Raw genomic sequence first — 25,462 nt, 5'->3', positions numbered from 1 at the left:
GGCCGTCGCGATGGTGGGGTGTGACAGTGAAACTCCGCCCGGCCGCGATCTTGAGCTTCTGGTGGAAGTCAAGGCGCGACGGCCGACTGTGGCCACGGCCAGTGCCAGACGTTGGGTGGCGTCTCCGCGGTCGGTGTGCTTGCGTCGTGATCAAAGTCGAAGCGCATCGAATGAGGTCGCCTGGCGCGGGTCGTCGGCGCGCAACTGCCGACGGGGGAGAGGGGAAGACGCGATGAACGAGGTCCAGGGACCGTCCCGCCGCTCGCTGCTGTACGGAGCCGCCGTCATGGCAGGCTCTGCGATGCTCGCCGGCTGTAGCAGCGGCGACTCGAAGTCGTCCGATGGCGGCAACGGCAAGTCCGGCGGAGCGTCCGACAAGAACGAGAGTCCGTCGAACGCGAAGGGGTCGGCCACCAGACCACTGACGCCGCCCGCGAAGCTGAGCGAGGCACCGAGCCTGGCCGCCCTGGTCAAGGCGGGCAAGCTTCCGGCGCTCAAGGACCGCCTGCCCGACCACCCCTACGTCCTGCCGCACAACTGGGTGACCTCCGGCAAGTACGGTGGCCAGCTCAACCTCGTCGACATGACCACCGCCGGTGGCACCTACGGCTCGGTCCGCGAACACATGTACGGCTTCTCACCGCTGCGCTGGCTCAACGACGGGCAGGACGTCGGCCCCGGCCTGGCGGAGAGCTTCGAGTCGAACGCCGAAGCCACCCAGTGGACCTTCCATTTCCGCAAGGGACTGAAATGGTCCGACGGCCAGCCGTGGACGACCGCCGACGTGCTGTTCTGGTGGCAGGACTGGACCCTCTACCCGGGCACCGGCCAGGTGCCGCCGGACGAGCTGCGGTCGGGCAGCGGCAAGGTCGCGAAGCTCGAGGCGCCGGACGCGCAGACGCTGGTCATCACCTTCGACAAGCCGGCCCCGCTGCTCGCCCAGCAGATGGCCGCCTACGTCAACGGCGGCGACGGTGGCAACGGCCGGATCTGGTCGATGCCCAAGCACTACCTCAAGCAGTTCCACCCCAAGTACACCCCGAGTGTCGGTGAGGACTGGGCCTCCGCGGGTGGCGCCTTCGTCAAGAACTATCTGTTCGCCACCAACCCCGACTGCCCGACGATGACCGGCTGGAAGCTGAAGAGCCTCAAAGAGGGCAGCTCCATGGTGTGGGAGCGCAACCCCTTCTACTACGAGGTCGACAAGGAAGGGCAGCAGCTTCCCTACGTCGACGAGGTCCGTGTCACCCTCACCTCCGACCAGCAGGTCGCGCTGCTCCAGATCCAGACGGGCAAGATCGACTTCGCCCACTGTTCGTTCATGGGCATCGGTCTTGGTGAGTACGCCGGCATCAAGGCCTCCTCGGCCAAGGCCAACACGAGCATCCAGCTGTGGAACAGCGGGTCGGGTACCGGGCAGATGTTCTTCCTCAACTACGACTTCCAGGACCCGAAGCTGCGCAAGCTGTTCCGCGAGCCGAAGTTCCGGCAGGCCCTGTCCCACGCCGTGGATCGGTCGAAGATCCAGAAGGCCATCTACTTCAACCAGGGCACGCCGACCACCGGAACGGCGAGCCCGATGTCGACGGAGTTCAACGCCGACCAGCAGGGCAAGCAGGACTACCAGCGCTGGCGCGACAGCTACCTGAAGTACGACCCGGCGAAGGCCAAGCAACTGCTGGACGAACTGAACGTCAAGGACACCGACGGCGACGGGTGGCGGGAGCTGCCCGACGGCTCCAAGCTGGCGCTGGAGATCGACTTTCCCGCCGACGAGGGGCCGGACGCGAAGAAGGTCGACGCGTACATGGAGAAGGACTGGCGGGCGGTCGGCCTGAACGCCAAGCGGGTCCCGATCCCGCCGAACTCCTTCGACGACCAGTGGACCTCCGGAAAGCTGATGGGCCACACGAACTGGGAGGTGTCCAACGTCGGCAGCAACCTCGTCCAGCCGTACTGGGTCGTGCCGATCGAGAGCTCTCGCTGGGCGCCGCTGGAAGGCCAGTACTACGCCGTGCGGGGCTCGGACATGGAGAGCAAGGAACGAGACGTCGACCCCTACAAGCGCCACCCTCCGCGGATGGAGCCGGAGAAGGGCGGCCCGATCGAGCGGATCTGGAAGTTCTACGACCAGGCGAAGGTCGAGCCGGATCCGGTCAAGCGGAGCAGCCTGATCTGGCAACTGCTCAAGATCCACATCAACGAGGGGCCGTTCTTCCAGGGCAGCGTCGGCAACTACCCGGTGATGGAGGTCCACAAGAAGGACCTGCACAACGTGCCGACGCACGACAACCTCGCGTTCGGGGGCCTGACCGGCCCGTGGGGACACCCGACTCCCGCGGTCTACGACCCGGAGTGCTTCTACTGGGAGGACCCCGGCAAGCACGACGTCTGATCGCCGGCCGACTCCGGGCCCGCCCTGCTCCGACCGGAGCAGGGCGGGCCCGTCTCAGCTCGTCCTGTCTTCTGCCGGGGAGGGGTCACGGTCCGGCAGGTTGAGGCGCTTCAGCCTCTCGTACGCCCCGCTGATGTGCTTGTCGATCGCGTCCTGCGCGGCCTGCGGGTCACCGAGTGCCAGCGCGTCACGTAGCTCGAGGTGTTCGACATGGCCCACCTCGAGGAAGTCGGGAAAGCTGGCGTTGCGGGCGCGGAGGAAGACCGTGACCTGTCCGCGGATGGACGCCCACACCCGCTGCACGCGGCTGTGCCCGCAGTACGCGTAGATGATGTCGTGGAACCGCAGGTCCAGTTGTGCGGCGTCCTCGGGATCCGGCCTGGTGTGCACGTTCCTCATCTGCTCGAGCACGGCGTCCATCTCCGCGAAGCCCTCGCCCTGCATCCGGGCGCAAGCCCGGCTTGCGGCCAGCCGCTCGATCGCGCCGCGGAGAGTGTGCACTTCCTCGATGTCCGCCTTGGTCAACGTGCTCACGAACGCACCCCTGTGCCGGCGGAGCTCCACGTGACCCTCTTCCTCCAGCCGCGCGAACGCCTGCCGAATGGGGCCGCGGCTCACCTGGAGTGCTTCGGCCAGGTGGGATTCCCGCAGATGCTCACCAGGCTGGAACTTTCCCTCGGTGATCATCTCGCGGAGCACGTCGGTCACGAGGTCGCCGAGCGCGCGCTGCGACGGCAGCGGCGAGACGATGCCCTCGGGCATCAGGAGGCCACCTCCTCGAGACCGGCCTTCCGGGCGCTCGCAGTGCGTCCCTCAGCCGGCATTCCAGCAGAACCACTCCGCAGGCACTGTCGCAGATCGGACATGGGTTGTAAACAATTTGTCATTGACACTTTTTGGATCACCGGGGGACACTCGTGCCCAATCCCGCGTCGTGGTCCGAGGGTCGTCCTCGTTCTTCTCTCTCGGAGGCGGTGCGCTGCGGCTCCTGAAGTCCCTGCCTGCCAAGGAAGTGCCTCCCCACCGAGAAGTGAGGCTGATCCAGGGTTATGAGCACCGACACCTCCGCCCACGTGAGCCGGGTCCGGCTCGGACCCTTCCCGCCCGCGGCACCTAGCGACCCCGACGCACCGCACGTGCTGCGAGCCCGCGTCGACGTGGACGCCGCCGCCGTCGAGGGGCCACTCACCCGGGTCTGGGAAAGCATCGGCTACGACGAGATCAACTGGACCTACACGCCGACCGGCAAACGCTTGCTCCGCACGTTCGCGGACTTCTCCGGCGGCGCGGCCTACCACGTCCGTCCGCACTACGTCTTCTGCTCCGGCAGCGGTTTCGGCATTCCGCACTGGGGTTCGGGCAACGTCTACCACGAGGACGACGACGGGAATCCGTACTACGACTTCACGATCGTCGACCAGGCCTACGACGCGATCGTCGGCGCCGGCCACCACGTGCTCGTCGAACTCGGCTTCACCCCGCGCGACCTGGTCCCGCCCGAGGCGGCCGAGTTGACCGTCACCCCGAGCCCGACCGTCTACACCTCCTACGAGGCCGGCACCTGGGGCTACCCGCCGCGGGACTACGACAGATGGGCCGGCCTGATCGAGGCGCTCGTACGCCACTGCGTGGAGCGGTACGGCGAGGCCGAGGTGCTCACCTGGCTGTGGGAACTGTGGAACGAGCCCGACATCTTCTACTGGCGCGGCACCCCGGAACAGTTCAACGAGCTCTACACCGTCACCGCGCGGGCCGTTCGCACCGTACTGCCGAACGCCAAGGTCGGCGGCCCGACGGTCACCAGCGGCGGGCTGCAGTTCCTCAAGGGCTTCCTGGACTACACCTCCAGCCGCGACGAGCCGCTGGACTTCATCTCCTACCACACCAAGGGATGTCGCTTCCCGACCCGGGAGTACCGCCCGGTCGACAGCCAGCCGACCGAACGACTGAACCCGTCGTCGACGAAGATGCTGTACGACCTGCGTGAGTTCAACCGGGCCATCGCCGCGTACGAGCCCTACCGCGACCTGCCGGCCATCGTGGACGAGTGCGACGCCGCGGTCCCGGCGCACTTCGGCCGCTACGACAACCGCAACTACGAGTTCCAGAACACCGAGTACTACCCGGTCTTCCAGGTCAAGCTGATGAAGAAGATCCTGGACCTCAACGCCAGTGAGGCCGTGCAGGTGCGGCAGGCCACCTCGTGGAGCTTCTACTTCGAGGGGGAGCGGTTCTTCGAGGGCACGCGATCGTTCCTCACCGCGGGTGGCATCGAGAAGCCGTTCCTGAACGCCTACCGCATGCTCTCCCTGCTCGGCGGCGAGCGGATCGCCGCGACCTCCGACGCGGCCTGGAACGTCCGTGCGCTGGACGACACCGACGGCAGCAGCATGCCCGAGGAGGTCGACGTCCTCGCCTCCCGTTCTGACAACGGGACGTTGACGGCGCTGGTGTGGCGGCACATCGACGACCAGTACCACACCAGCGAGCAGGAGACCGTCGTCAACCTGACCTTGCGCAACCTCGAGGGGCGGACGTTCCGGGTACGCCACTACCGGGTGGACGCCGAGCACAGCAACGCGCACACCGTGTGGAAGGCGCTCGGGTCGCCGCAGGACCCGACCGACAAGGAGCTTGCCGAGATCACCGCCAGGCAGGGGCTGGAGGAGTTCGAACCCGCCCGTACGGTCGAGGCCGACTCCGGGCAGGTCACGTTCGACATCTCCCTTCCGCTCCCGGCCGCCTCACTGCTGGTCCTGGAGCCCACCGACTGAGTTCGTCCTCACCGAGGAGTACGACATGAGCCAATCCGTCGTCCCCTCCGGCCGGGACTGGAAGCGGTCGGCCTGGATCTGGCTCTTCCTGCTCCCCACCGTGGTCCTCTACGGCGTCTACACCCTCTACCCGATCATCGCGAGCTACTGGTACTCGCTGGTGGAGTGGAACGGCTTCGACTCCCACCAGCGGTTCGTCGGGCTGGCCAACTACCAGCAGGTGCTAAAGGACCCGTTCTTCGCGAACTCCTTCAAGATCACGCTGCTGTTCATGGTGCTGGTGGTGCCGGCCCGGGTGCTGCTCAGCCTGCTGCTGGCCGTCGTCCTCAACTCGCCGAGGCTTCCGCTGGTCGGCGTGCTGCGGTCCGCGTTCTTCATCCCGGTGGTCACCACGACGGCGATCATCGGCGTGGTGATGCGGTTCGTGCTCGACCCGGCGACCGGCCCTGTCAACAGCGTGTTGCAGGCGTTCGGGATAGATGGCGTCGACTTCCTCGGCAGCCAGAGCACGGCGCTGCCCGTCGCCGCGGTGCTCTATATCTGGAAGTTCTTCGGCGTCACGATGATCTACTGGCTGGCCGCGCTGCAGACGATCCCGCACGAGATCTACGAGGCTGCCCGGATCGACGGAGCCAGTGTCCGGCAGATCTTCGTCCACATCACGCTGCCATTGCTGAAGCCGTTCCTGATCATCATCACGGTGCTGACCGTCGAGGAGACCTTCCACAACTTCGACCTGATGTACACGCTGACCGGTGGCGGGCCCTACTTCCACACCGAGATCATCGAGATCTACATCTATCGCTGGGCCTTCGCCGCCTCCATTCCCCAACTCGGGCACGCGTCCGCGGCAGCGGTGCTGTTCGGCCTGCTCGTGGCCGTCGTGGGCGCGGTCCAGCTCTGGGGCGTCTACGCCGCCCGCCGGATGAGGAGGTCGAACCCATGACCCAGCAGGCAGCGGCGGTGCCGCGAGCCGGCGTCCCGCACGGCAGCGAAACCCCGCACGACTCGCGCGGGCGGCGCGTCGTCCGCCGCCTGCCCTGGTGGATCGCCGCGGCCTTCCTGGTGGGCACGGCCCTGCTGTGGGTGTTCCCGTTCGTCTGGATGGTGTCGGCGTCGCTCAAGGACAACATGGAGATGTTCTCCGGTGGGCTCAACCTGTTCCCCAAGGACGTTGTCTGGAGCAACTACGCCCGTGCCTGGAACGACGCGCACTTCGGCCGCTACCTGATCAACACGGTGGTCATCACCGTCGTCACCGTCGCGATCGTCACGATCCGGTGTGCCACCTGTGGCTACGTGCTGGCCCGCTATCGGTTCGGGGGCTCACGAATCTTCATGGGCGTCCTGGTGGCGACGCTGTTCGTACCGACCGGCTACACGATCATCCCGGTCGTCAAGATCTCCATGCAGCTCGGCCTGATCGACTCGCTCACCGGGATGATTCTCGCTCTCAGCGGTGGGGCGTACGTGTCGGCGATCCTCATCTACTACGGCTACTTCCGGAAGATCCCGCGTGAACTCGAGGAGGCGGCGGTTGTCGACGGCGCGGGGTTCGTGCGGACCTTCTTCTCGGTGATGCTCCCGCTGGCGATGCCGGTCACCGCGACGGTCGCCGTGCTGACGTTCATCACGACGTGGAACTCCTTCTTCCTGCCGCTGGTGTTCTCGTTCAGCCGCCCGGAGCTTCGGACGGTCAGCGTGGGCATGCAGGCCTTCGTCGGCGAGACCGCGACGGACTGGTCCGGGATGGCCGCGGCCGGAGTGATCTCGATCCTGCCCGTGGTCGCCGTCTTCCTCTTTCTGCAGCGCTACTTCGTGGAGGGCATCTCAGGCGCCGTGAAGTCCTGATCCCGCACAATCAGCCGATGAACACAAAGGAGTGGCATCCACCATGACTCGACTTACGCGCCGTGGCTTCCTCGGCACTTCGGCACTGGCCGCGGCCGGGTTGGCCGCCGGCTGTGGGGGATCGGAGGAGACCAGCGGTTCGAGCGGGTCGTCGGGCGGCGGAGGGTCCGGGACGCTGGAGTGGGCGGACCACTTCAGCTCGTTCCAGAAGCTGAACGACGACTGGGCGGCGGAGCAGTCCTCGGCCCTGGGGGCGAGCGTCAAGCACACGTACTACGACGCGTCCAAGGCAGGACAGGCGTTCCAGCTGGCCCATCAGGCGAAGAAGATGCCGGACGTCTACTCCAACGTCGTCGGTCTGCCGCTGGCCGCGCTGGTCGGCGGCAAGTGGGTGCACGAGCTGAAGTTGTCCGCGGAGACGAAGGCGAAGATCCCGCAGAACGGCCTGACGGAGGGAATCACCACGCTCGACAAGAAGCTGTACGGCTTTCCGCTGTTCAGTTTCCGGCAGAGCTCGACCCTGGTCTGGATGAACAAGGACCACCTCGACAGGGCCGGGCTCGATCCGGACAGTCCGCCCACCGACTACGCGGGCTTCAAGGACGCCTGTCGCAAGCTGTCAGCAGCCGGGGTCAAGCCGTTGACGCTGGCGCTGGGGGCCGACGGCGGACGTGTCCGGGACCAGGTCGACGACCTGGCACAGGCGGCCGGCTTCCCGGGCTACCAGGGCCTGAAGTTCGCCACCGGCGAGTACGCCTACCACGACGACAGCTACGTCACGGTCGTGGAGTTTCTCAAGGAGCTGTACGACTCGAAGTACATGCTGCCGGGCACCAACAACCTCAGTGTGGTGGACGCGCGGACGCGGTACGCCGCCGGCGCGGTCGGCATCTTCGTCGACGGCATCTGGTGCGCGGGCGGGTCCAAGGCGCTCGTCCCGACGTTCGTCGACAAGATCGCCTTCGGTCCGATCCTCACGCCCACCTCCGGTGCCAAGCCGTGGACCTACCGTGGGCGGCCCGGCGCCACCTGGTTCGTCTCTCCCGACAGCCGCGACCCCGAGAAGGCGACCAGGCTGATCGAGTCGCTGATGACGGAGGAGTACCAGAAGGGCATGATCGCGGCGATGGACCAGCCGCCGCTGAACCTCGACCTGGTGGCCGGCTCCGACGCCATCGACGCGTACAAGAAGGCGGTGACCTTCTGCAAGGACAACGTCTTCTTGATGCCGCAGGCGATCGTGAAGAATCCCGAGGTCGCGAAGGTGGACGCCCAGCGCAAGCCGATCACTCCGCACGTCGGAAACATCGTCCAGGGCTACCTCGGCGGCTCGATCAAGAACCTGAGGAACGAGTTGAGGAAGCTCAGCGACGCCAGTGAGGCCGACCGCGAGCAGGCCATGACGAAGGCGAAGTCCTCAGGGGCGAAGGTGTCCGAGGACGACTACGTCTTCGCCGACTGGAAGCCGGGCGCCGACTACGGCGGTTGATTGACATATTCGTCGAGACGAATATGATGCCGTCTATGACAGAAACCATCGAACGCACCGTCCCCGCTTCTCCCTCCCGCGTCTGGGAGCTGTGGACCACCCCCGAAGGCATCTCCCGGTGGTGGGCGCCCAAGGGGTTCCGGACCGACGTTTCCCGGCTCGACCTGCGTGCTGGCGGCGAGCTCGTCTACACCATGACGGCTGTCGCTGCCGAGCAGGTCGCCTTCATGGAGCAGAACGGGATGCCGCTGGCCACCGAGTCGCGTAAGCGCTTCACCGAGGTGACCGAACCGAGCCGGCTGGGCTATCGGTCCGTGATCGACTTCGTGCCGGATCACGAGCCGTACGAGCAGCTCACGCAGGTCGAGCTGGAGGCGGTCGAGGGCGGCACCCGCGTGCAGATGGTGGTGGAGCCGCTGCACGACGAGGTGTGGACGCAGCGGCTGCTCGCCGGGCGTGCGAACGAGCTGGACAACCTGATCGTGCTCGTTGCGAGCGAGTAGGCGGTCGCGAATGCTGTGTCCATGAGCAGCAAGGAAGTCGACGTACAACAAGTACTCAACACGGTCGGTGAGCCGACGCGTTTCCGGATCATCGAGCTGCTCTCGTCGCGACCGCACGCGGTCGGTGAGGTGGCGACCGCGTTGGGCGCGCTCCAGCCGCAGATCACGAAGCATCTCCAAGCCCTGGAGGCCGCGGGAGTGATCAGGGTCCACAGGCTTGGTCGTCGCCGGGTCGCTCGGCTCGACCGCGAGACGCTGGCGCGGGTGGCGGCGTACCTTGGCGGTCTCGCACGTGCCGATGAGGACGACGCGGCGCTCGACGACTACCAGCGCGCGATCGCGCGGGAGGAGACGCGCCTCGCGGAGGGGGACAGCACCCGCGTGCTTCGGTTCGAGCGCGACCTTCCTGCCGACGCGCGCTCGGTGTGGGAGGCGTGGACGAATCCCGCTCGCGCGGCGCAGTGGTGGGCGCCGCGGCATTTCTCCGTGAGAGTTTTCGACTTCGAGCCGCGGGCCGGCGCGTCGATCCGGATCGTGCTGGCAGAGGGCGACGCCGAGTACGAATCTCGCGGCCACGTCGAGCGCGTCGGCGCCGGACGACTGGTGTTCTCTCTCGCACCGGTCGATCCGGCCGGCGAGCCACTCTTCGAAGCCCGGCACGACCTCGTCGTCACCGGGGAAGACCGCGCCCACGTGAGGTTGGACATCGAGATCTCGGCCGTACGTGAGGATGCCGCGCCGGCCGTCGCCGGTCTTCGCCCCGGGTGGGAACAGCTGCTGGACGCCCTGGACGCGTTCCTCCGAACGACCCCGTGAACCAACGACCATTCTCGTGTCCGGTGACCGCATGTGGTCCTGCGCTGGCCTGTCTGTAGTGGAATTCGCGTTCTACGATACGAAATCAATCCTCACCAGCATCTTGAGTCACCAAGGTCCGGCGTCTCCGCCGAGTACCGCGGAGCACCTGTCGGCCTCACCACGCGATGTGCACGCAGACGACCCAGGAACGAGGGACGACGGATGAGTGCTTCAGCCGATCCTGACCATGCCGCGACGGTCCTCGTCGTCGTGGATCCCACGAGTTCGGTGGTGAACGAGGCTCCGGTGCGGTGGTCGGTCGACCACCTGACCGAGGCCCTGGAAGCTTCCGGCCTCGCCGTGCGGCAGGCGTCGGCGCCGGACCCGCGGACGGCTCGAGCCGACGTCGTGATCCGGGTGGCCGACGGGAACGCCGACGGCCCCGCGGAGTCGTTCGAGCTGAGCCGTCCGGACGGAGCCGACGGGCAGGTGAGCGTGAGCGGTGCCGACGCCCGCGGTGTGGCGTACGGCGTGCTGGAGCTGGCCGACCGGGTGCGCTATGCCGACGACCCGGTGGCCGAGCTTCGCAGCACGACGCCGGAGAGCAAGCAACCGGCGACGCCGGTGCGCAGCATCCTGCGCACGTTCACCAGCGACGTCGAGGACAAGCCGTGGTTCGACGACCGGGAGTTCTGGTCCGCGTACCTCACCGAGCTCGCCGTCAACCGCGTCAACCGTTTCCAGCTGGCGTTCGGCATGCAGTACAACTACGGACATCATCCGGCGACGGAGAACTACTTCTGCTTCCCATATCCCTTCCTGCTCGACGTTCCCGGCTTCGACGTCAGCGTGGGGAACGTCCCTGCCGAGGAACGCGACGCGAACCTCGCCACGCTGCGGTTCATCAGCGACGAGGCGAAGCGGCGTGGCATCCACTTCCAGCTCGGGCTGTGGAACCACGCCGACGACCAGGGCGAGGGCTCGGAGCCGCGCTATCCGGTCGGCGGCATCACCCCGGACAACCACGCGGACTACTGCGCGGCCGCGCTTGCCCTGCTGCTGCGGGAGTGCCCGTCGATCGATGGCCTGACGATGCGGGTGCACTACGAGGGCGGCATCCCGGAGCCCGACCACGAGACGTTCTGGCAGACGGTGATGGGCGGGGTCGCCACGGTGGGCCGCCCGATCGAGATCGACATGCACGCCAAGGGTGTGGACGAGGCGCTGCTGGAGATCGCCCGCGGAACAGGTTGCCGGGTGGTGGTGTCGGCGAAGTACTGGGCGGAGCACCAGGGCCTGCCGTACCACCAGACGACGATCAGGGAACGCGAACGCGCCACGAAGGAACGCGGCACCGGGCTGATGGCGATCACCGCGCACCAGCGCCGGTTCACCCGCTACGGCTACGGCGACTTCCTGCGCGAGGGCAGTGACGTCGGGCTGGTGTTCCGCATCTGGCCGGGCACCCAGAAGGTGTTGCTGTGGGGAGATCCGGTGCTCGCGGCGGGGTACGGCCGGCTGGGCACCATCGGCGGCGCACTGGGCATCGAGTGGTGTGAACCCCTTAGTTTCAAGGGCCGCAAGAACACCGGAGAGCAGAACGGCAGGGATCCGTACGCCGATCCCGCGTTGCGGTTGGACGGCCAGGACTGGCGGAAGTACCGCTACACCTACCGGCTGTGGGGCCGGCTGCTGTACGACCCGGACGCCGATCCCGAGCAGTGGCGACGGTTCCTGCGGGCGGAGTTCGGCGACGCGGCCGAGGCGGTCGAGAACGCGCTGGCGCCGGCGAGCCGGGTCCTGCCGTTGGTGACCGTCGTGCACGGCATCGGCGCGTCGAACAACGGTTACTGGCCGGAGATGTACCTCAACATGCCGATCGCCGGCGGGCCCAACGCCGACCACTACCGTGGCGACACCGCGACCCCGCCGACCTTCGGCGGAGTGAGCTCGTTCGACCCGAGCCTGTTCTACCGGGTGGACGAGTACGCCGACGACGTGGTCGCCGGCCGCCGCGACGGCCGGTACTCACCGGTGGACGTGGCCGGCTGGCTGGAGCGGCTCGCCGAGGAGGCCGAACAGAACCTCGCGGCGGCGCGGGAGAAGTCGGCGCAGGGGGACGATCCGAACTTCCGCCGGGTGGCGATCGACGTGGCGGCACAGGCCGGGTTGGGCCGGTTCTTCGCCGGGAAGTTCCGGGCAGGTGTGGAGTACGCGCTGCACGAGCGGACCGGCGACGCCCGTCACCTGGGTGACGCGGTAACGGCCTACCGGTCGGCGCGGGACGCCTGGGCGGGCGTGGCGGAGGTGACCACCGGGGCCTACCGGCCCGACCTCACCTTCGGCGACCTGCGTTCCGAGCACGGTCACTGGGCCGACCGGCTGCCGGCGATCGAGGAGGACCTGGCCGACCTCGAACGCCGATTCGAACAGGCGAGGTCGGCGGAAGCCACCGCGGAGCGCGAGCTTCCGCAGGTGCCCTCGGCCGAACGAGTTCCGTTCGAGCACACGCCACCGCCGCCGTTCGCGCGGGGCGAGGAGGTACGGATCGAGCTCACCCCGAGCGAGGCGTTCGACGGGACGGTGGTCTGCCACTACCGGCATCTCAACCAGGGTGAGGACTTCCAGGCCGTCGACCTGAGCCGCGAGGACGACGGCGCCTTTCGCGCGAGCGTCGGCGGCGACTACACCGACTCCGACCACGCCCTCGTCTACTACTTCACCGTCCACCACCCGAGCGGGGACGCCTGGCTTCTCCCCGGGCTGGACCAGACGCTGGCGAACCAGCCGTACCACGTGATCCGCCAGCGACAGGAGTGATCCGGATGCCCAACGAGCGAGCGGACGTGCCGCACGTCCTGGACGACCCACCACCGTTTCACAGCAAGTTGTCGGACTACGGCGAGCGGCCGTACTGGTCCGCGGACGGGACCCGGATCGCGTTCGTCGAGACGAACTACGGCGACGTCTGCGAGCTGGACGTCGAGACGGGCAAGGTCCGCAACCTCACCCAGGGGCTGGGCGGGCATCACTCCTTCCTGCGGGTGCTGGTCCTGTCCAACGGCGACTATCTGCTGATCGGCCCACGTACGTTCAAGGATCGCGACACCAGCCGGCATGTGGAGTCGGAGCTGTGGGTGCTGGACAAGAACGCCCACCGGCCACCGAAGCCGCTCGGCCGGCGCATCTTCGAAGGGTGTGGTGTGTCGGCCGGGACCCCGCTGATCACCTACGCCGTCGGCGGCCGCAACGACCCGGACCGGCTGGCGGCCGACGCGTACGAGTGTCACGTCACCGAGATCGCCTACGGCGACGACGGTCCCGTGCTCGGCCGGGACACGGTCTTCTACCGCACCCGAGGCCGGCTCCGCCCGGAGCCCCAGGACTTCCGCCGCGACGACAGCGAAGTGGTGTTCGCGGAGTACGTCGCGGGTGCGGAGCCTCCCCATCCCCGCTGTGTGGTGAAGGGCGCCCGCGTGGACACCGGGGAGGTCACGACCTACATCGAGGAGGCCATGGTCCACAACGAGTGTGAAGGGATCTTCCCCGACCGCGACCACATCTGCCTGGAGTCCTCGTGCGACACCGAATGGCCGCTGTATCCGCCGCGAGACCTGTGGAAACTCAAGCTTGACGGTTCGCAGCAACGCGTCCGGATGACGTCGATGCCCGCGGACCACACCTGGAAGGCGACGAACTCCAACGTCAGCCCGGACGGTCGCTGGCTGGCCTACATGGTGGCGCTGCGCTCGGACGAGGCGGGTTACGGCCGTGGGCTCGGACTGCTGGACCTGCAGGCATGGGAACGTTCCCAGGAAGCGAGCCAGTGGGAGACCCCGGCAGACCGAGCCCGCGACAACGCGGGGAAGCTGCTCAGCTCTCCCGTTCCTGGTAGCTGAGCTCGGCCGCGAGCTCGGTCGCCGCCTGTCGCAGCATGGGTACGGCGTTGGCCACCACGTCGTCGGTGATGCGTGCCTCGGGCCCCGACACCGAAAGCGCTGTGGGTGTGGGGGTTCCGGGCACGGTCAGGGCGACGCAGCGCACCCCGACCTCCTGCTCGCCGTCGTCGATCGCGTACCCACGCGCGCGGATGGAGCCGAGCTCCTCGAAGAACCTCCGCCGCCGGGTGATGGTGCGCGGTGTCCGGGCAGGCATGCCGGTGCGGTCCAGGATGGCTCTGACCTCCTCGTCGCTCTTCAGTGCCAACAGCGCCTTGCCCACGCCGGTGGAGTGCAGCGAGACGTGCCGCCCCACCTCGGTGAAGATCCGCATCGCGTGCTGGGACTGCACCTGCGCGACGTACACCGCCTCGTCACCGTCGAGCAGTGCGAGGTTGGCGGTCTCGCCGAGGGCTTTCGTCAGACTCCGCAGGTGTGGTCCGGCCCAGGTTCCGAGCATCCGGTTGGCGGCCTCGCCGAGCCGGATCAGCCGTGGCCCGAGGGCGTACCGTCGGGACTCCTCCTGGCGTACGTACCCGCCGGAGGCGAGAGTCCGCAGCAGGCGGTGGATCGTCGGCGCCGGCAGTCCGGAGGAGCTGGCGAGCTGGCTCAGGGTGACGTCTCCTCCCGCGTCGGCGAGGAGTTCGAGCAACTCCAGCGACCGCTCGACCGACTGCACGCCACCGGTTCGCCGACCAGTTGCCCCTGTCATCAGTGGTACCTCCGCATGGTGGACAGGCCTCACCCCGTGGTGTCGGCCGATGTCACCGGTGCCCGTATCCGGTCACCGGAGGCCTCAGTATCTCGTTGACGCCCCGCGGCACGCCTCGTAACGTCTGCGCTACCAGTAGTTCCACCATGTGGATTCTGTATTCCACGCAACGCGACTCCCGAAGGGGGTCTGGTTGATGCCTGGGAACTTCGGTTCGAGACGCGACATCTCACGCAAGGACTTTCTCGCGCTGGGCGCGGCGCTGGCCGGCACCAGCCTGCTCCCCGCCTGCAGCGCGTTCTCCATGGATCCCGAAAGCGCCGACCGGTCCAGGTCCGGTGGCAGGGCGGGAGCGACCACCGCCAAGGGCAAGGAGGCGCCGATGCTGGCGGCGCGGGTGAAGGCGGGAAGCCTGCCCCCGGTGGCGAAACGACTGCCGGCCAACCCGCGAGTGATCCAGCCGCTGGAGCGCGCCGGGGTCTACGGCGGCACCTGGCGCACGGTCGAGGCCAGCACGGACCCGAGCTGGTTGTGGATGACCGTGTGCCACGACCATCTGATCTCGTGGGACCCGACCTGGAGAAAGATCATCCCGAACGTCGCCGAGTCGTACGAGATCAGGGGCGACGGACGGGAGTACGTCTTCAAGCTTCGTGCGGGCATGAAGTGGTCAGACGGCAAACTCTTCACCGCCGACGACCTGCTCTTCTGGTACGAGAAGATCTACCTGAACAAGGAGATCACGCCGGTCCTCCCGTCCACTCTGCAGATCAACGGCAAGCCGCTGGTGGTGGAGAAGCAGGACGACCACACGGTGACGTTCAGGTTTCCCGAGCCCAACGCGCTCTTCCTGCAGAACCTCGCCATTCACGGCCCGCCGTTCCGGCTGCTTCCACGGCACTACCTCGAGCAGTTCCACAAGGACTCCAATCCCAACCTGGGCAAGGACTGGGCGCAGACGTTCCTGGAGAAGATCGACGAGCTCAACAACGTCGACCTGCCGGTGCTCACCGGATGGGTGCCGAAGAACCCGCACGGAGACGGCGACCGCCAGGTGTGGGAGCGAAACCCCTACTACTTCAAGGTCGATCCCGACGGCAGCCAGCTTCCCTACATCGACAAGGTCGTGTTCACGTTCTTCCAGGAGCAGGGGCCGCTCATCCTCCAGGCGGCCAACGGCGACGTCGACCTGTACATGCGGGCGGAGGTGACCACGCCGAAGAACCGTCCCGTCCTGGCCCGGGGCCAGAAGAACGGCGGCTACAAGCTGGTCAAGGTGAAGGACCCCACCCACAACACCATCGGCATCTGCCTCAACCTCACCCACGAGGATCCGAACAAGCGAAGGATGTTCCAGAACAAGGACTTCCGCATCGGCCTGTCCCACGCCATCAACCGGCCGCAGATCATCGACCTGGTGTTCCTGGGGCAGGGCGTGCCGTGGCAGACCGCGCCCAGGCCCGAGGTGTCGTTCTACAAGTCCGACGACATGGGCACGCAGTACACCGTGTACGACCTGAAGCTGGCCCGGCAGCATCTGGAGAAGGCCGGTTACACCCGTACCGACGCGAGAGGCCGGCGGCTCGGCGCGGACGGCAAACCGATCGTCGTCAGCGTGCTGATCCAAAGCCGTTACCCGGTGATGATCGACGCGATGGAGTTCGTCAAGGGGACCTGGGCGAAGGTCGGCGTCGAGCTGCGCATCGACACCGCGAGCCCCGAGCTCGTGGGCACCCGCATGGACGCCAACAAGTACGACTGCACCCTCGACGTCGGCGAGATCGGTTACGTCGACATGCTCACCGACCCGCGCTGGCTGTTCGCCACCGGAGGTTCGTCGTACGCGCCCCTGTGGTCGAGGTGGTACGAGGGCGGAACCCCGAAGGAGGAGCCGCCCGAGGCGATGCGCCGGCAGGCCGCGCTCTACCGCCAGAAGGTGGTGGGCACCAGCGACGTCGACACGCAGTACGCCGGCATCAAGGAGATCATCGAGATCGCGCGGGACGAGTTCTGGACGATGGGGATCAGCCGCCCTGCCGAGTCCTACGCGATCGTCAGCGACCGCATCCACAACGTGCCCGGGGACAACAGGATGTGGCTCGCCTTCAAGTGCCCGTACCCGGCGGTGACGAACATCAGCCAGTACTACCTGGAAGGGGAGTGATGCTCACCTTCGTACTGCGCCGTGTGCTCTACATGGTCCCCACGGTGTTCCTGATCTCGGTGGTGACGTTCGCGATCATCTCCCTGCCGCCGGGTGACTACCTGACGACGCTGGTCGCGCAGATGCGGGCGCAGGGTGTGCAGGTCGACGCGGGTCAGCTCGCGACGCTCGAACACCGGTACGGGCTGGGACAGCCTCTCTACGTGCAGTACCTCAAGTGGATCTCCGCCATCGGCCTGCATCTGGACTTCGGCCAGTCGTTCCAGTACAACCGTCCGGTGGCGGACCTGCTCGCGCAGCGGCTGCCGCTCACCATCGTGATGGCGCTGACGACGCTGGTGTTCACCTGGGTGATCGCCTTCCCGGTCGGCCTCTACTCCGCCGTACGGCAGTACTCCCTCGGCGACTATCTCTTCACCACGATCGGCTTCCTCGGCCTGGCGGTGCCGAACTTCCTGATCGCCCTGGTCCTCATGTATCTCGGCTACCGCTACTTCGGCCTGAGCGTGGGCGGGTTGTTCTCCCCGACGTTCGCCGACGCGCGGTGGAACCTCGGCAAGGTGGTCGACCTGCTGGGGCACCTGTGGGTGCCGGTGGTGGTGCTGGGTACGGCCGGCACCGCGGGGCTGATCCGGATCCTGCGGAACAACCTGCTGGACGAGTTGCGCAAGCCCTACGTCGTGGCCGCCCGGGCTCGCGGCATCCGCGAACGCAAGATCGTGGTGAAGTATCCGTTGCGGATCGCGATGAACCCGTTCGTCTCGACCATCGGGTGGATCCTGCCGCTGCTGGTGTCCGGTGAGGTCATCGTCGCGCAGGTCCTGTCGCTGCCCACCACGGGGCCGTTGCTGCTGAGCGCGCTGCTCAGCCAGGACATGTACCTCGCCGGGTCGCTCATCCTCATCGTCAGCGTCCTCACCGTCATCGGCACGCTGCTGTCCGACATCGCCCTTGCCTGGCTGGATCCGCGCGTACGACTGGGCGATCGGTGAGGAGAGCGACCATGACCACACTGCCGGAGGACCCGCCGCGGGAACGGGCACAGCCGCGCGGTTCGGCGAGCCAGTCCCGGCTGGTGTGGCGGGCGTTCCGGAAGCACCGGCTGGCCATGATCGGGGCGGTGGTCACGCTCCTGCTCTACCTGGTGGCGGCCTTCGCGGAGTTCCTGGCGCCGTTCTCGGTGGCGAAGTTCGACCAGGGCCACCCCTACGCGCCGCCACAGCGCCTGCACGTCATCGACACCAGCCACGGTGGGTGGGAGTTCGGGCTGTACGTGAACGGCTATGTCGCGGGCAGGGATCCGGACACCCTCGCCCGCGTCTACCGGGTCGATCCGTCGAAGAAGGTCGAGGTGCGGTTGTTCGACCGCGGGGAGGAGTATCGGCTGTGGGGGCTGATCCCGAGCCGGACGCACCTCATCGGACCGGTGGACGACCGTGAGCCGATGTATCTCCTCGGCTCGGACCAGAGTGGGCGCGATCTGTTCTCCCGACTGGTCTACGGCACCCGGGTCTCGATGACGATCGGCCTGATCGGCGTCACCATGGCGTTCGTGCTGGGCGTGGTGCTCGGCGGGATCTCCGGCTACCTGGGCGGCCGGACGGACACCCTGATCCAGCGTGCGGTCGAGTTCTTCATGTCCGTACCCACCCTGCCCCTGTGGCTCGGGCTCGCCGCCGCGGTCCCGAGCGCCTGGGGACCACTGCGACGCTACTTCGCGATCACGGTGATCCTGGCGACCTTCGCCTGGACCGACCTCGCCCGGGTCACCCGGGGTCGCTTCGTCTCGCTGCGGATGGAGGACTTCATCAGCTCGGCCAGGCTGGACGGCAACCGCCCGGCGAGGATGATCCTGCGGCACATGCTCCCGTTGTTCACCAGCCACCTGATCGCCTCGCTCACCCTGTCGATCCCGGGCATGATCCTGGCCGAGACCGCGCTGTCCTTCCTGGGACTGGGTTTGCAGGCTCCGGTCGTCAGCTGGGGCGTGCTGCTGCAGGCCGCGCAGGACGTGCAGGTGGTTGCCACCGCGCCGTGGTTGATGGTGCCGGGCCTGGCCGTGGTCCTCGCCGTACTTTCACTCAACTTCGTCGGGGACGGCCTGCGTGACGCGGCAGATCCCTACCGACAGTAGGAGAAACCCGATGGCGCCCGACGCACTGCTGACCGTCGAGGGACTCAGGACGCACTTCTTCACCGACGAGGGTGTGGTACGAGCCGTCGATGGTGTCAACCTGAGCCTGCCGGCCGGACGAACGGTCTGCGTGGTCGGGGAGTCGGGCTGTGGGAAGAGCATCACCGCCCGCTCCATCCTGGGCCTGATCGACCCGCCGGGGCGGATCGTCGACGGCCACATCTGGTGGAAGGAGGGCACCGACCTCGCGGCCCTGGACTCCCACGGCGAACGCATGCGGCAGGTGCGGGGCGGCCAGATCGCGATGGTGTTCCAGGAACCGATGGCGTCGCTCTCACCGGCGTACACGATCGCGAACCAGCTGACCGAGGCGATCCTCGCGCATCGGACGATGACCCGGGACGAGGCGCGGAGGCGTGGGATCCAGTTGCTGGAGCGGGTCGGTATCCCGCGGCCGGCACAGACCATGAACAGCTTCGCGTTCCAGCTGTCCGGCGGCATGTGCCAGCGGGTGATGATCGCCATGGCCCTGTCCTGCGAGCCGAGTCTGCTGATCGCGGACGAACCCACCACCGCGCTCGACGTCACCACCCAGGCCCGGATCATCGACCTGCTGGTCGACATCCAGTCCGACACCGGAATGTCGATGATGTTCATCACCCACGACCTCGGGGTGGTCGCCGAGATCGCGGACGAGGTGGTCGTGATGTATCTCGGAACGGTCGTCGAGCAGGGCGGTGTCGACGACATCTTCCACGACCCGAAACACCCGTACACCAAGGCGCTTCTCGCCTCCATACCCACCATGGGCCGGGGTGCCCGCCAGCCGCTGAACTCCATCCGCGGACAGGTCCCACACCCACTCGACCGGCCGGGTGGCTGTCCCTTCCACCCGCGCTGCGACTACGCCGTGCCGGGACTGTGCGAGACGGTCGATCCTCCGGTGGTGGAGCTCGAAGGTGCCCGGCGGGTCCGATGCGTACGCCACGACCCGGACGTGATGGCCGGCCAGGCCCCCGGCGTTCAGGAGTTCGGAGAGGAGCCTCGATGACCTCTGCGCCACAGGAGCCGCTGCTGCGGGTGGAGAACCTCCGGATGCATTTCCCCATCCGGGGACGAGGGTTGTTCGCTCGTACGAGGGGTCACGTGCACGCCGTCAACGACGTCAACTTCACCATCCGCCCCGGCGAGGTGCTCGGACTGGTCGGTGAGTCCGGCTGTGGCAAGACGACCCTCGGCCGGTGCATCGTCCGCAGTGTGCAGCCCACCGCCGGGCAGCTGCACTACCGCACCGAGGGTGGCGGCACGGTTGACCTGGCCGCACTGGGCAACCGGGAGTTGCGCCCCTACCAGCAGCGGATCCGGGTCGTGTTCCAGGATCCGTTCTCCTCGCTGAACCCCCGGATGACGATCCTGCAGATCGTCGGTGACCCGCTGGTCGCCAACGGCCTGGCACGTGGTTCGGAGGTGGAGGACCGGGTCGCGGAGATCCTCGCCAAGGTGGGACTTTCACCGGGGCACATGCGCCGCTATCCGCACGCGTTCTCCGGGGGAGAGCGGCAGCGAGTCAACATCGCCCGCGCACTCATCCTGCAACCGGAGCTTGTCATCGCCGACGAGGCGGTCTCCGCCCTGGACGTCTCCGTCCAGGCGCAGATCCTCAACCTGCTCAGGGATCTGCAGGACGACCTCAACCTGACGTACCTGTTCATCTCCCACGACATGTCGGTGGTGGAGAGCATCTGCAACCGCGTCGCCGTGATGTATCTCGGCAGGATCGTCGAGCTCGCCGACACCGACCAGCTCTATCGCAGGCCCGAGCACCCCTACACCGAGGCGCTGCTGTCCGCGGTGCCCCGGCCCGATCCGCGGTTGCGCGGCACCGGACGACGGGTGCGGCTGGCGGACAACTTCCCGGACTCGGCGAACCCACCGGACGGGTGCTACTTCCACACCCGATGCCGGTACGCCGACCAGGAACGCTGCGTGGCCGAGGCGCCTGCCCTGCGTACGGTCGCCGGAGACCACCTGGCGGCCTGCCACCACTCCGAGGCGCTGCGCCTGGCCGGGGTCGCCTCCGAGCACGCGGGGGAGTCGCGCTGACCGTCGCGGACCGGGACGAGCTTCAGAGGTGCAGGACCACCAGCCGGTGGTCGACCTCGACGCGGTACGTCTCGGCCTCGTACGGTCCCTTCCGGTAGCCGGCCGCGTCCAGATCGGCGTCCCCCGCACTGGTGCTCCGCTCGGTATCGGTCGAGCTCTCGATCGTGGTCTCGTACGTCTGCACCCTGGTCCTCGCCGGGTCGAACCACGACCATCCGGACCTGAGGTCGAACTCCCACTGGTGCCAGGGACATCGCACGATCTCACCGCGCCGGACGTAGTCGTACTCTCCGGGGATCTTCGAGCTCACCAACCCGGACACGACACCCTCGCACAGCGGACCGCCCTCGTGCGGGCACTGGTTGCGGATCGCGAAGAACTCCCCGCCCACGTTGAAGACGCCGACCGACCGCCCGGCGACGGTGACGATCTTCCGCTGCCCCGGCGGTATGTCGTCCACCCGCGCGACCACGTGTTTCGGCATCGTGCCAGCCTTTCGAAGTCAACGGGGTCACCGGAGCCCGTACAGCTCCTTGGCGTTCTGGGAGAAGATCCGCTGCCGGTCCTGCTCCGGCAGCCGGACCCGGAAAGCGCGGTCGGGATCGTCGTAGTCCCAGTGCGGATAGTCGGTGGAGAACATCACCCGGTCCGGGCCGCCGAGGTGTTCCAGCACCGTACGGATGTCGCTCGGGTCGTGCGGCTCCTCGATCGGCTGGGTGGTGACCCAGACGTGTTCGCGGACGTACTCCGACGGCCGCCTGGTCAGGTGCGGCACCTCGTCCCGGAGCCGGCGCCAGTGCTTGTCCAGCCGCCACATCAGCGGCGGGAGCCAGGCGAAGCCGCCCTCGATGAGGACGACCCGCAGGCCGGGGAAGCGCTCGAAAACCCCTTCGCAGACAAGGCTCACGACGTGCGCCTGGAACGCCTGCGCCATGTCGGTGTGGTCCTCGATGTAGTACGACGGCCAGCCCGAGGCGGTGACGGGTACGCCGCGGGCGCCGCCGCCGAAGTGGATGCCGACCGGAAGGCCGTGGCGTTCGGCGGCCTCGTAGATCTTCCAGTACCTGCGCCGCCCGAGCGGCTCGGCCGTCCGCGCGATCAGCAGCACCTGGACGAATCCCGGGTGGTCGGCGAACCGGTCGATCTGCTCGACCGCGAGTTCGGCGTCCTCGTACGGCACCGCGATCCCGGCCCGCAGGCGGGGTTCCTTCTCCAGCCACTCCGCGATCTGCCACTCGTTGGTGGCCTGGCACAGCGCCGAGGCGTAGTCGGCGTTGAGCTGGGTGCCGGCGGCTCCGAGGCAGTTGAGGATGCCGTACTCGATGCCCTCCGGATCAAGGTGCTGCTCGCGCATGAACTCCAGGTCGCCGCCCGGTGGTCTGCCCGACGGCGGCCAGGCGTCGTGGCGGGCAGCGGCCGGACTTCCCTTGGGGTACAGCGATCCGGGATGGGTTCGCGAGCCGAAGAGCTCGCCGTGCCTGCGCCACCGTGCGGACAGGTACGGATCGAGGGCACCCGGCCAGGTCGAGTTGTGGATGTCGCAGTCGACCACCATGCCGCGGTTTCGTGTGGCGGTCGCGACCATGACGTGTCCTCTCCTCGTCGCCGTACTTGCTCAGAACCTGTAGGTGTCGTGGGCATTGCCCGCGAGGATCCTTTGCTCGACCTCGGGTGGCAGGCCGGACGGGAGCACGCCCTCGTCGGAGTCGAACTGCCGGTGCGGATAGTTGGTGGCGAACATCAGCATGTCGTCCGAACCGAGTTGCGCGATCGTCTCCACCAGGTGCTGAGGGTCCTCCGGCTCGTCGAGCGGTTGGGTGGTGAGCCGCAGGTGGTCGCGGATGACCTCCGACGGTGGCCGATCCACCCAGGGCACCTCGCGGCGTAGTCCCTTCCAGTTCTTGTCGAACCGCCACATCAGGCCGGGCAGCCAGGTGAAGCCGGCCTCCACGAGCACCACCTTGAGGGCGAGGTACTTCGTGAAGACGCCCTCGCTCACCAGGCTGACCACCTGGGCCTGGAACGCCTGTGCGTACGACACGTAGTCCTCGAGGTAGTACGACGGCCAGCCGACCGGAGTCGTCGGGTTGCCGCTCGTGCCGCCGGCGAAGATGCCGACCGGCAGACCGTGCCGCTCGGCCGCCTCGTAGATCGGCCAGTACCGTCGCTTGCCGAGCGGCGCCTCGGCGCGTACCGGCAGCAGGACCTGGACAAAGCCCGGGTGCTGCGCCAGACGGTCGATCTCCTCGGCGGCCGCGTCGGGACTCTGCGGTGGCACCACGATCGACCCGCGCAGCCGTGGGTCGTGGGCGAGCCGTTCGGCTGCCAACCAGTCGTTGACAGCGCGTGCCATGGCCAGAGCCCAGTCCTCGTTGTGGATCGAGGAGATCTCGATCCCGCAGTTCAGTACGGCGTAACGGGTCTGCCAGCGGTCGAGGAGACGGTCGCGGAGCGCCGTGAGGTCGCCCGAGGTGCCGGGGAGCCTGGGGTAGCGCTCCGAGCCGATCGTCCGCACACCGCTTTCGGCCAGGTAGTCCTGCCACCGTGGTGCGAGGAAGGGCTGGACGGCCTCGACGGAGGGGGCGGCCACGCGGACGTCACAGTCCACCACCTCGGCGTTCTCCCAGCGCGGGAGGCGGCCCGGAGTCGTGGCGTCGGACGGAGTCGTCATGTCGTCGTCCTCGTCGTGGCGCGTGTGCGGTTTGTGACAGCCTTGTCACGCTCTTTCACGGCGTCAAGGTCATGATGCGGCCGATGCCTGACCAGTACGCCTCGGAGGGTCGCTGGGGAGTCGCCCGAACCTTGTCCTGGCCTGGGAAGATATCCGGATCGGGCGGGTTGACCGAGCCATATTCATATTGGTGTGAGCCGCGCCCGATGCTGTTCAATCACCGAGTGGAACTTGTGACGGAGTGGGAACGGGACCAGCGCCGCAGGCGGCGGCGGTTCCGGGCCATCGTGGGGGTAGTCGCCGGGACACTGCTGGTCGTTGGAGGAGCGGGAGGCGCCCTGATGCTCTTCGGCGCCCCCGGCCGGGCCGCCGCGGACCAGGAATCGGCGGCGCGCGCCGAGCACCGGATGAACGCGTTGGCGACCGCCTGGGAGCACGGCCGGTGGACGGCGGCGGGGAAGCTCACCGACAGTCCCGCGGCCACGGCGTCGCTGCTCGCGTCCGTGCACCGAAGCCTGGCGCCGACAGGTTTCACGATCGAGGTCGGCCGGCCGAGCCCGAGCACGAGCGCGAGCGACCGGGACGCCGGAAAGGGTGTGACCGTGCCGTTCACCGTACGGATGAAGGTGCCGCGGATCGGTGCGTTCACGTACGGGTCGAAGGCACGGATCGTGGAGGCCCCGGATGGCCGGGAGGTCGTCCATTTCGAGTCGTCGACGGTCCACCCGCAGCTCAGGGCCGGTCAGACGCTGGCCGTCGCGAAGATGTCGACCCGGGGATCGGTGCTCGACCGCGACGGCGACGTACTCAGCGCGGCCTCACTCGTCGGCCGGGTGGACGAGAACGGGGCGGGGGTGTCCGGACTGCAGAAGCGTTACGACGAACGGCTCGGCGGGACCGGCCAGGCGTACGCAATCGCGATCACCGACCGACAGACCGGCCATGCGGTGAGGCCTCTCCAACGGACCGGCGCCACTCGGCACGGCGAGGACGTGCGCACCACGATCGACCCCGACGTGCAGCGCGCGGCGGCCAGGGCGCTCGAAGGGGCCACCACCTCAGCGGCGCTGGTCGCGCTCAAGCCGTCCACCGGCGACATCCTGGCCATCGCGAACCGGCCGGGCGGATACAACCGCGCACTGGTGGGGGAGTATCCCCCTGGCTCCACGTTCAAGGTGGTCACCTCCGCCGCCCTGCTCCGGACCGGCCTGAGCCCGTCGGATCCCCTCGACTGTCCCAGGTTCGAATGGGTGAACGGCTACCGCTTCACCAACCAGGACGAGTTCACACTGCCCGCGGGGTCGACGTTCCGGGACTCGTTCGCCCACTCCTGCAACACGGCGTTCGTGCGAGCCCGCGATCGGCTCGACGACGACGCGCTCGCGAAGACCGCTGCCGCGTTCGGCATCGGCGGCACCTGGGACACGGGTGTGAGCACCTACGACGGATCCGTACCGGCGAACAGCGACGTCAACGACAAGGCCGCCTCGATGATCGGCCAGGGGCGTGTCCTCACGTCACCACTGGTGATGGCATCGGTCGCGGCCACGGTGAAGAACGGACAGTTCGTCCAGCCCCGGCTGGTCCCCGAGGCGGTCCGCCATCCCTACCGGGCAACGGAATCGCTTGAGTCGAGCGTCGTCGCCGACCTCCGATCCATGATGCGTTCGGTCGTCACCGAGGGCGCCGGCAAGGCACTGCGTGGGCTACCCGGCCGGCCGCACGCCAAGACCGGGACCGCGGAGTACGGCGACGAGACACCGCCACGCACCCATGCCTGGATGATCGGCTACCAGCAGGACAGTGACATCGCGTGGGCTGTTCTCCTCGAGGGCGGTGGATCCGGAGGCACCGACGCCGGGCCGATCGCGCGGGCGTTCCTTTCGGACCTCACCGGTGGCGGGACCTCCTGACCGGCTGGTGGTGCCGG

20 protein-coding genes are annotated in these 25,462 nt (G+C 67.7%); 15 read left to right on the top strand and 5 right to left on the bottom strand.

The window, feature by feature from the left end:
* The first annotated feature begins 232 nt into the window (after positions 1-232).
* Positions 233-2,395, top strand: coding sequence for an ABC transporter substrate-binding protein (locus FHR37_RS20575; RefSeq protein WP_092888351.1), 2,163 nt, complete (start codon positions 233-235; stop codon positions 2,393-2,395).
* A gap of 54 nt (positions 2,396-2,449) precedes the next feature.
* On the opposite strand, the gene FHR37_RS20570 is transcribed toward FHR37_RS20575, so the two are convergent.
* Entirely contained in the window at positions 2,450-3,157 is a 708-nt protein-coding gene (locus FHR37_RS20570; RefSeq protein WP_092888354.1) for a GntR family transcriptional regulator, read from the bottom strand.
* A gap of 287 nt (positions 3,158-3,444) precedes the next feature.
* On the opposite strand from FHR37_RS20570, the gene FHR37_RS20565 reads away from it, so the two are divergent.
* From FHR37_RS20565 to FHR37_RS20530, 8 genes are all read left to right on the top strand, one after another.
* On the top strand, positions 3,445-5,169 hold the full coding sequence (locus FHR37_RS20565; protein ID WP_092888357.1) for a GH39 family glycosyl hydrolase: 1,725 nt from the start codon (positions 3,445-3,447) through the stop codon (positions 5,167-5,169).
* Positions 5,170-5,194: 25 nt separating this feature from the next.
* Positions 5,195-6,115 (top strand): carbohydrate ABC transporter permease, encoded by a 921-nt coding sequence (locus tag FHR37_RS20560; RefSeq protein WP_092888360.1) that lies wholly within the window; start codon positions 5,195-5,197, stop codon positions 6,113-6,115.
* Positions 6,112-7,020, top strand: coding sequence for a carbohydrate ABC transporter permease (locus tag FHR37_RS20555; protein ID WP_092888363.1), 909 nt, complete (start codon positions 6,112-6,114; stop codon positions 7,018-7,020). The genes FHR37_RS20560 and FHR37_RS20555 overlap by 4 nt, the downstream gene beginning before the upstream one ends.
* 43 nt (positions 7,021-7,063) lie before the next feature.
* Positions 7,064-8,509, top strand: coding sequence for an ABC transporter substrate-binding protein (locus tag FHR37_RS20550; protein WP_092888367.1), 1,446 nt, complete (start codon positions 7,064-7,066; stop codon positions 8,507-8,509).
* 35 nt (positions 8,510-8,544) lie between these two features.
* The gene (locus FHR37_RS20545) at positions 8,545-9,012 is read left to right on the top strand and encodes an SRPBCC family protein (RefSeq protein ID WP_092888370.1); all 468 of its coding nucleotides are present in this window, start codon (positions 8,545-8,547) and stop codon (positions 9,010-9,012) included.
* A gap of 21 nt (positions 9,013-9,033) precedes the next feature.
* Positions 9,034-9,828 carry a metalloregulator ArsR/SmtB family transcription factor gene (locus tag FHR37_RS20540; protein WP_092888373.1) on the top strand — a complete coding sequence of 265 codons (795 nt, stop codon included), beginning with the start codon at positions 9,034-9,036 and terminating at the stop codon, positions 9,826-9,828.
* 204 nt (positions 9,829-10,032) lie between these two features.
* Positions 10,033-12,630, top strand: coding sequence for a hypothetical protein (locus tag FHR37_RS20535; protein WP_092888376.1), 2,598 nt, complete (start codon positions 10,033-10,035; stop codon positions 12,628-12,630).
* A gap of 5 nt (positions 12,631-12,635) precedes the next feature.
* A complete protein-coding gene (locus FHR37_RS20530; protein WP_139239164.1) occupies positions 12,636-13,709 on the top strand; it encodes a TolB-like translocation protein in 1,074 nt (357 codons plus the stop codon).
* Here FHR37_RS20530 and FHR37_RS20525 read toward each other — a convergent pair.
* Positions 13,684-14,460 carry an IclR family transcriptional regulator gene (locus tag FHR37_RS20525; protein WP_092888382.1) on the bottom strand — a complete coding sequence of 259 codons (777 nt, stop codon included), beginning with the start codon at positions 14,458-14,460 and terminating at the stop codon, positions 13,684-13,686. The genes FHR37_RS20530 and FHR37_RS20525 overlap by 26 nt on opposite strands.
* A 196-nt stretch (positions 14,461-14,656) precedes the next feature.
* Here FHR37_RS20525 and FHR37_RS20520 point away from each other — a divergent pair, with 196 nt between their 5' ends.
* The 5 genes from FHR37_RS20520 to FHR37_RS20500 are packed head-to-tail and all read left to right on the top strand — an operon-like array spanning position 14,657 to position 20,861.
* A complete protein-coding gene (locus tag FHR37_RS20520; protein WP_092888385.1) occupies positions 14,657-16,624 on the top strand; it encodes an ABC transporter substrate-binding protein in 1,968 nt (655 codons plus the stop codon).
* On the top strand, positions 16,624-17,616 hold the full coding sequence (locus tag FHR37_RS20515) for an ABC transporter permease (RefSeq protein ID WP_092888388.1): 993 nt from the start codon (positions 16,624-16,626) through the stop codon (positions 17,614-17,616). The genes FHR37_RS20520 and FHR37_RS20515 overlap by 1 nt, the downstream gene beginning before the upstream one ends.
* Before the next feature lie 11 nt (positions 17,617-17,627).
* Complete coding sequence (locus tag FHR37_RS20510) at positions 17,628-18,758, top strand: ABC transporter permease (RefSeq protein ID WP_092888391.1); 1,131 nt, start codon at positions 17,628-17,630, stop codon at positions 18,756-18,758.
* A 10-nt stretch (positions 18,759-18,768) separates the two neighbouring features.
* The gene (locus FHR37_RS20505; RefSeq protein ID WP_092888394.1) at positions 18,769-19,809 is read left to right on the top strand and encodes an ABC transporter ATP-binding protein; all 1,041 of its coding nucleotides are present in this window, start codon (positions 18,769-18,771) and stop codon (positions 19,807-19,809) included.
* Positions 19,806-20,861 carry an ABC transporter ATP-binding protein gene (locus FHR37_RS20500; RefSeq protein WP_092888397.1) on the top strand — a complete coding sequence of 352 codons (1,056 nt, stop codon included), beginning with the start codon at positions 19,806-19,808 and terminating at the stop codon, positions 20,859-20,861. Before FHR37_RS20505 ends, FHR37_RS20500 begins: the two co-directional genes overlap by 4 nt.
* A gap of 22 nt (positions 20,862-20,883) precedes the next feature.
* Here the strand turns inward: FHR37_RS20500 and FHR37_RS20495 are convergent, their stop codons facing one another.
* Genes FHR37_RS20495 through FHR37_RS20485 form a run of 3 tightly spaced genes read right to left on the bottom strand, consistent with a single transcriptional unit; the run spans position 20,884 to position 23,532 of the window.
* Positions 20,884-21,345, bottom strand: coding sequence for a Rieske (2Fe-2S) protein (locus tag FHR37_RS20495; RefSeq protein WP_092888400.1), 462 nt, complete (start codon positions 21,343-21,345; stop codon positions 20,884-20,886).
* 27 nt (positions 21,346-21,372) lie between these two features.
* Complete coding sequence (locus FHR37_RS20490) at positions 21,373-22,446, bottom strand: amidohydrolase family protein (protein WP_092888403.1); 1,074 nt, start codon at positions 22,444-22,446, stop codon at positions 21,373-21,375.
* Positions 22,447-22,476: 30 nt separating this feature from the next.
* Positions 22,477-23,532: an amidohydrolase family protein gene (locus tag FHR37_RS20485; protein WP_092888406.1), complete on the bottom strand. Its 1,056-nt coding sequence runs from the start codon at positions 23,530-23,532 to the stop codon at positions 22,477-22,479.
* Between the two features lie 224 nt (positions 23,533-23,756).
* Here FHR37_RS20485 and FHR37_RS20480 point away from each other — a divergent pair, with 224 nt between their 5' ends.
* Positions 23,757-25,445 carry a penicillin-binding transpeptidase domain-containing protein gene (locus FHR37_RS20480; protein ID WP_237769059.1) on the top strand — a complete coding sequence of 563 codons (1,689 nt, stop codon included), beginning with the start codon at positions 23,757-23,759 and terminating at the stop codon, positions 25,443-25,445.
* Positions 25,446-25,462 lie beyond the last annotated feature (17 nt).

This window comes from Actinopolymorpha cephalotaxi, from assembly GCF_013408535.1.
Taxonomy (GTDB): Bacteria; Actinomycetota; Actinomycetes; order Propionibacteriales; family Actinopolymorphaceae; genus Actinopolymorpha; species Actinopolymorpha cephalotaxi.
This window is presented reverse-complemented; position numbering and strand designations above follow the sequence as displayed.